We start from the raw sequence: 6,793 nt of genomic DNA on the forward strand, positions 1-6,793 counted from the left end.
CCGATACGCATGTGAACTCCTAGGTCTCGCTGGTGGATTCGACGCTAGGAAGCCCGATACGCACCTGCGGGTGCTCATCGCCGGTGGCAGGCTGTATCCATGACGGCCGAGATCAGCCAACCGGTGGAGTTTTCGGAGTACGGCGGCCTCGAATCCGACTGCCCGGCACGCCTGGCCGTGGATGTTTTCGGCAATTCGTGGCTGACTGTGATCGTTTACACACTGCGCGAGGGCCCGATGCGCCCGGTGGAGTTGCGCCGGACCATCGGCGGCATCAGCCAGAAGATGCTCACCCAGACCTTGAACCGGATGACCGCGATGGGGTTGCTGGAACGTCGCCGCTACGCCGAAGCTCCACCGCGCGTTGAATATTCGCTGACTCCCGCCGGCCGCGATCTACTGATTCCGATCTTCGCGCTGGGGGAGTGGGCCGACCGCCACGGCGACTCCGTGCGCACCGCCCTCTACGGCGATCCGGAGGACTGATCGGCCGTCCTGAACGCGGTTGCCGCGAGGCCGCTCACCAGCGCGGACACGCTGACCGAACATTGCGTAAACGCCAAGCTAACAAGGGTGGAAGTGCCTATGACCTGCGTGAAACTTCCAGCACCCCGGGTTTGACCCTGCTTAGTCGACCGTACGATTCATGATGTGAGCGTTCCACAGGCCGTGCTTTTGGCAGTCCTGGCGGCCGTAGTTGGACTGGCCGTCGGTGGACTGCTCATTCCGTATGTGAATGCTCGCCAGGAGCGGCTGCGCGCCGCCACCGACACCGGGCTGACCATGTCGCAGGTGCTGGACCTGATCGTGCTGGCCTCGGAATCCGGCATCGCCGTGGTCGACCAGTACCGGGATGTGGTGCTGGTGAACCCGCGCGCCGAGGAACTGGGCGTGGTCCACGACCGCCTGCTCGACGAACGCGCCTGGGCCGCGGTCGAACAGGTGCTGTCCAACGGCCAGGACGTGGAGTTCGAGCTCACCGCCAAGATCCCCATGCCCGGCCGCGCCCGCCTCGCTGTCCGAGGGGTTGCTCGGTCGCTGTCGCAGGAGAACCCCAACTTCGTGGTGCTCTTCGCCGACGACGATTCCGAGCAGGCCCGCATGGAGGCCACCCGCCGCGACTTCGTCGCCAATGTGAGCCACGAGCTCAAGACCCCGGTCAGCGCCATGAGCCTGTTGGCCGAGGCGTTGCTGGAATCGGCCGACGATCCGGATTCGGTGCGGCACTTCGGCGAACGCCTGCACGGCGAGTCCCGCCGCATGGGCAAGATGGTCACCGAGCTGATCGCGCTCTCCCGCCTGCAGGGCGCGGAACGACTGCCGGAGCTGGAGGCCGTCGACGTAGACACCGTCGTCACCCAGGCCCTCGAGCGCTCCCGCAATGTCGCCGAGGCCGCGGGCATCACCGTCTCCACCGACGCCACCAGCGGCCTCGAGATCCTCGGCGATCAGACCCTGCTGGTGACCGCCCTGTCCAACCTGGTCGAGAACGCCATCGCTTACTCCCCGCGCGGCTCGCACGTGTCGGTGAGCCGGGCGCTGCGCGGCGGCTACGTCAATATCGCGGTCACCGACCGCGGTATCGGCATTTCCAAGGAGGACCAGGAGCGCGTTTTCGAGCGTTTCTTCCGGGCCGACAAGGCGCGCTCGCGTGCCACCGGCGGTACCGGCCTCGGGCTGGCTATCGTCAAGCATGTGGCCGCCAACCACAACGGTGAGATCACGCTGTGGAGCAAACTGGGCACCGGATCGACGTTCACCCTGCGTATCCCAGCCCACCCTGCCGATGTCAACGGGCAGGTCGACAAGAAGCTTGCCGCCGGTGTTCCGGTGGCCAAGAAAGAAAACGGCCAGCGTCCCCTCGGGCGGGCCAGAACCAACGGTGTGGAGGCAACCCGATGACGAGTGTGCTGATCGTCGAGGACGAGGAGTCGCTGGCCGATCCGCTCGCGTTCCTGCTGCGCAAGGAGGGGTTCGAGGTCACCGTGGTGGGCGACGGCCCGTCCGCGCTGTCCGAATTCGACCGTTCCGGCGCGGACATCGTCCTGCTCGATCTCATGCTCCCCGGCATGAGCGGCACCGACGTGTGCAAGCAACTGCGCGCTCGCGGCAGTGTCCCGGTCATCATGGTGACCGCGCGTGACAGCGAGATCGACAAGGTGGTCGGCCTGGAACTGGGCGCCGACGACTACGTCACCAAGCCCTACTCCTCGCGCGAGCTGATCGCCCGCATCCGCGCGGTGCTGCGCCGCGGCGCGGGCGAGGAGCCCGACAACGGCAGCGAGACCAGCGTCCTCGAGGCGGGTCCCGTGCGCATGGATGTGGACCGCCACACCGTCCAGGTGAACGGCAAGGCGGTGACCCTGCCGCTCAAGGAGTTCGACCTGCTCGAGTACCTGCTCCGCAACTCCGGTCGCGTGCTGACCCGCGGCCAGCTCATCGACCGCGTCTGGGGCGCCGACTACGTCGGCGACACCAAAACCCTCGACGTCCACGTCAAGCGCCTGCGCTCCAAGATCGAGTCGGACCCGGCCAAGCCGGAACACCTGGTCACCGTGCGCGGCCTGGGCTACAAGCTCGAGGCGTAGGCCCCCGAACGAAAAGAACCCGCCCGCTTCGCAATTGCGAAGCGGGCGGGTTTCATGCCTTCTCCCCGACAGAGATTGGTGCATCCCCCGCCCAGGTTCGTACTGCCCCCGCCGAGTTCGGGCCGAACTACGCGTTGGGGTCGGACTGCATGGTGTCGACCCACGCGGTGCCGAGGCCCGGAAGCTCCTGCTGCTGCAGGATGATCCAGCCCAGGCCCGGGTTGTCCTGCTGCATGCAGCCGTACCACGGCACGTCCGCGCCGTTGCCGCGGCAGGCGATGGTGTGGCTGGTGCCGTACGGGCTGACGATGACCAGCTTGCCGGCGTCCTTGGCGCTCAGCACGGCAGGATCGTTGTAGGGCACGAAATCGGCGGTGCGATCGGAGAACGCGGCCGGATCGGGGGTATCGGCGAACGCTTGCGGCGCAATGGAGATAACGGCGCCGGCGGCCAGGGCCGCGACGGCGAGGGATTTCTTGATCATGGCCAGGATGTCTAACACGTTTCGGTGAATTGGCAATAGCCGGACGATGTCACGCATACTTCCGGCTATTCACAGGCCGAGGTCATCGGGCATATGGGGAATCGAAATATACTTCCACGCAGCCTGATTCGATGGTCGGCCGACGGCACCGAGTGTTCACCTGCCGGACACCCCGGCCACGAACCGGCCTAGCTGCTGCCGAGCAGGCCGCGCAGCAGTCCGCTGATCAGCGAACCCGCACTGCCCGTGGCGCTGCCGGTGCCGCTGCCCGAACCGCCGCTGCCCGTGCCGCCGCTGTTCGGCTGGGTGGTGGCCGGTGCGGTCGTGGTCGGCTGAGCCGGGTTGGCGGGCGTCGGCGGCGTGTAGGTGGGCGTCGGGACGGTGGTGTCCGCCACGGTCAGGATCAGTGGCTTGGTGCTGCTGCCCTGGGTGAGGGTGATGACGTGCGGGCCCGCGGTGGTGGGCTTCCAGGTGACGCTGCTGTGCCCCGCCGGGAAGGGCGCGGTCTCGGCCGGGGTGTTGAGGTTGACACCGTTGTCGGCCCAGACGACCGGCAGGCTGCTGTCGGTCCCGGAGAGGTCGGCACTGAGGGTGTAGGTGCCGCCGACCACCGGCGTGGTGCTGGAACTGCTCAACGCGTCGACGGTGGCGTTCGCGGGTGCGGTCGTCATCGTGATCGCGGCGGTGCCGGCGACGGCCACCGCGGCCAGTCCGGCCCCGATCACACGGCCGGAAGGGTTGCTGCGCATGGGTACTCCTGTGAGGCGTCTCGGGCTGCGGCCCGAGGGAACTGAGAGATGCGGTCAGAGACCGAAGGGCAGGCCGTTGGCGCTACCGGTACCGCCACCGCTGGGCTGGGTGCTGGTGGTCGGCGGAGTCGTCGTGGTGGCCGGCGGCTCGGTGGTGGTCGTGGGCGGAGCCGTCGTCGTGGTGGGCGGCACGGTGGTGGTCGTGGGCGGGACCGTCGTCGTGGTCGGCGGCTCGGTGGTGGTGGTCGGCGGCACGGTCGTCGGCGGGACCGTGGTGGTGGGCGGGACCGTGGTGGTGGTCGGCGGGACCGTCGTGGTCGTCGGGGGAACCGTGGTGGTGGGCGGCACCGTGGTCGTGGTCGGCGGGACGGTGGTGGTCGTCGGGGTGGACCCGTCGGTCACGTTGACGATCACCGTCTTGGAGCTGCTGCCCTGCGAGATCGCGATGACGTGCTGGCCGACCGTGCTCGGGGTCCAGTCGAGGCTGGCGTGGCCGACCGGCCACGGGACCTTGCCGACGTCGGTGAGGTTGTGGCCGTTGTCGGTCCAGTAGACGAGCAGACCGAACGAAGCGCCGCTGACGGTGGCGCTGAGGGTGTAGGTCTGGCCGACGACGTGATCGGTGCCCGAGACGCTGATCGAGTCGACGGTGGCGTTGGCGGCCGGTGCGGGGCTACCCACCAGAACCGCGACGGCCCCGGCCGCGACGGCGGCACCGGACATGCCGATACCGAGAAACCGCCGTGCGGGCGAAGTCTTGCTCATGTGTTCTCCTGTGCTGGACCCATGAGGGGTTGGGTCAGTCGCACAGTAAGTGAAACTAGTTCTGAAAATCTCGGATTTCAGAAAGTTACCGAACGGTCAGCTAACTCTTCTTGGTCTTCGGTCCAGTTTTGCCGCCACCGGCCCGCGCGGCCTCGCTCGCGGCCTTCTCCTCGGCGATGACCGTGGCCGGGTGCACCGCCACGATGCCGAGCCCCTGCCGACGCTTGCAGTGCGCGGCCAATTCGTCGTACGCGGGCTTGCCGATCAGCTCGATCAACTCCGGCGCGTACGCCTCCCACACCGGTCGCGTGCCCACGTGCGCATCCGGTGATCCCGTGCAGTACCAGTTCAGATCGAGCCCGCCCGGACCCCAGCCGCGACGGTCGTACTCGCCGATCGCGGTACGCAGGATCTCCACCCCGTCGGGCCGTTCCACCCACTCCTGGGTGCGCCGAATCGGCAGCTGCCAGCAAACCTCGGGTTTCACGGTGAGCGGTTCCAAGCCCTTGCGCAGCGCCATGGTGTGCAGCGCGCAGCCGATGCCCTCGGCGAAGCCCGGCCGGTTCAGGAAGATGCACGCGCCGTCGAAACGCCGGGTGCGCAACGCCGGTTCGTCGTCGAGGTCGTCCTCTTCCAGATACAGCTTCTTGCGGACGCGGCCCTTGTCGTCCATGGCCTCCGGCATCAGCTGCCAGTCCTCGGGTGTGAGCATTTTCACAGCCGCGTGCAGCTTCTTGCCGTCCTCCTCATCGGAGAGGAACGCGCCGTGCGAGCAGCACCCGTCGTTCTCGCGGCCGTCGATGATGCCCTGACATGCCGGAGTTCCGAAGACGCAGGTCCAGCGTGACAGCAGCCAGGTCATATCGGCCGCGATCAGGTGCTCATCATTTGCTGGATCGACGAACTCGATCCATTCCCTTGGAAAGTCGAGTTCCACTTCGGGCGCCGGGTCGATCTTCGCCGCTGGTCGCAGCCCGGTCGGTCCGCTCGCCGATGCCCCTGTCGTCACAACGCGGAACGCTAACAGCTCAGTCGCCTGGCCAGAAGTCGTGACGCACCCAGTACCGTGTTCTTGTGCGGCTCGGTGTACTCGATGTGGGAAGCAATACCGTCCACCTGCTCGTGGTGGACGCGCATCGTGGTGGACACCCGATGCCTATGAGCTCGACGAAGTCCGCGTTGCGGCTGTCGGAGAGCATGGACGACGAGGGCCGGATCACGGCCGCGGGCGCGGCTCGGCTGACCGCCACGGTAGCCGAATTCGCAAGCATCGCAAAGACTTCCGGTTGTGTGGAGCTGATGGCCTTCGCCACCTCCGCGGTCCGCGAGGCGACCAATTCCGAAGAGGTGCTGGCCCGGGTGCGCCGCGAGACCGGCGTCAATCTGAAGGTCCTCTCCGGTGTCGACGAGGCTCGACACACTTTCCTCGCGGTGCGCCGCTGGTACGGCTGGAGCGCCGGGCGGATTCTCAATCTGGATATCGGCGGCGGCTCGCTCGAGATGAGCAACGGCGCGGACGAGGTCCCGGACGTCGCGCTGTCGCTGCAACTCGGCGCGGGCCGGCTCACCCGGGACTGGCTGCGCCACGATCCGCCGGGCAAACGCCGCGTCGCGGTGTTGCGCGACTGGCTCGACGCCGAACTCGTCCTGCCGAGCAAGCAGCTGCTGGAGATGGGCCGCCCGGATCTGGCGGTCGGCACCTCCAAGACCTTCCGTTCGCTGGCCAGGCTGACCGGAGCCGCCCCCTCTGTTGCGGGTCCCCGAGTTCGGCGTACCCTCACGAGTTCCGGCCTGCGGCAGCTGATTGCGTTCATATCGAGAATGACGGCCGCGGACCGGGCAGAATTGGAAGGCGTTAGTTCTGATCGGTCACAACAACTCGTGGCCGGTGCGCTGGTCGCGGAGGCGAGTATGCGGGCACTGTCCCTGGACACGCTCGAAATCTGTCCCTGGGCACTGCGAGAGGGATTGATCTTGCGCAAGCTGGATACCGACCTGGATAGCGAACCGATAGCCGGTGGGCCCGACAGCGGCCTGTCGGGCCCGATCGAAACGGTGTCTCGATGACCGAGGATGCAAGTCAGCTGTCCGTCGCCGAGCTACTGGCGCGGAACGGGCAGAATTGGAAGGCGTTAGTTCTGATCGGTCACAACAACTCGTGGCCGGTGCGCTGGTCGCGGAGGCGAGTATGCGGGCACTGTCCCTGG

At 67.2% G+C, this 6,793-nt stretch carries 8 protein-coding genes; 4 read left to right on the plus strand and 4 right to left on the minus strand.

The window, feature by feature from the left end; translation table 11 throughout:
• Positions 1 to 99 precede the first annotated feature (99 nt).
• The 3 genes from ACWELQ_RS33640 to ACWELQ_RS33650 all read left to right on the plus strand — a co-directional run bounded on the left by ACWELQ_RS33640 (position 100) and on the right by ACWELQ_RS33650 (position 2,588).
• Complete coding sequence (locus ACWELQ_RS33640; RefSeq protein WP_452401065.1) at positions 100 to 486, plus strand: winged helix-turn-helix transcriptional regulator; 387 nt, start codon at positions 100 to 102, stop codon at positions 484 to 486.
• Between the two features lie 165 nt (positions 487 to 651).
• Entirely contained in the window at positions 652 to 1,902 is a 1,251-nt protein-coding gene (locus ACWELQ_RS33645; RefSeq protein ID WP_452401066.1) for a sensor histidine kinase, read from the plus strand.
• On the plus strand, positions 1,899 to 2,588 hold the full coding sequence (locus tag ACWELQ_RS33650; protein WP_452401067.1) for a response regulator: 690 nt from the start codon (positions 1,899 to 1,901) through the stop codon (positions 2,586 to 2,588). Before ACWELQ_RS33645 ends, ACWELQ_RS33650 begins: the two co-directional genes overlap by 4 nt.
• Positions 2,589 to 2,715: 127 nt before the next feature.
• Here ACWELQ_RS33650 and ACWELQ_RS33655 read toward each other — a convergent pair whose 3' ends face one another.
• The 4 genes from ACWELQ_RS33655 to ACWELQ_RS33670 form a co-directional block, all read right to left on the minus strand.
• The gene (locus tag ACWELQ_RS33655) at positions 2,716 to 3,129 is read right to left on the minus strand and encodes a hypothetical protein (RefSeq protein ID WP_452401068.1); all 414 of its coding nucleotides are present in this window, start codon (positions 3,127 to 3,129) and stop codon (positions 2,716 to 2,718) included.
• Between the two features lie 131 nt (positions 3,130 to 3,260).
• Positions 3,261 to 3,821, minus strand: a complete 561-nt coding sequence (locus ACWELQ_RS33660) for a hypothetical protein (protein ID WP_452401069.1) — start codon at positions 3,819 to 3,821, stop codon at positions 3,261 to 3,263.
• 54 nt (positions 3,822 to 3,875) lie between these two features.
• Positions 3,876 to 4,586 carry a hypothetical protein gene (locus ACWELQ_RS33665; protein WP_452401070.1) on the minus strand — a complete coding sequence of 237 codons (711 nt, stop codon included), beginning with the start codon at positions 4,584 to 4,586 and terminating at the stop codon, positions 3,876 to 3,878.
• A 100-nt stretch (positions 4,587 to 4,686) separates the two neighbouring features.
• Positions 4,687 to 5,595 carry a hypothetical protein gene (locus ACWELQ_RS33670; protein ID WP_452401071.1) on the minus strand — a complete coding sequence of 303 codons (909 nt, stop codon included), beginning with the start codon at positions 5,593 to 5,595 and terminating at the stop codon, positions 4,687 to 4,689.
• A 65-nt stretch (positions 5,596 to 5,660) separates the two neighbouring features.
• Between ACWELQ_RS33670 and ACWELQ_RS33675 the strand changes: the two genes are divergently transcribed.
• On the plus strand, positions 5,661 to 6,653 hold the full coding sequence (locus ACWELQ_RS33675; protein WP_452401072.1) for a Ppx/GppA phosphatase family protein: 993 nt from the start codon (positions 5,661 to 5,663) through the stop codon (positions 6,651 to 6,653).
• The last annotated feature ends 140 nt before the right edge of the window (positions 6,654 to 6,793 follow it).

The organism is Nocardia sp. NPDC004722 (assembly GCF_053601505.1).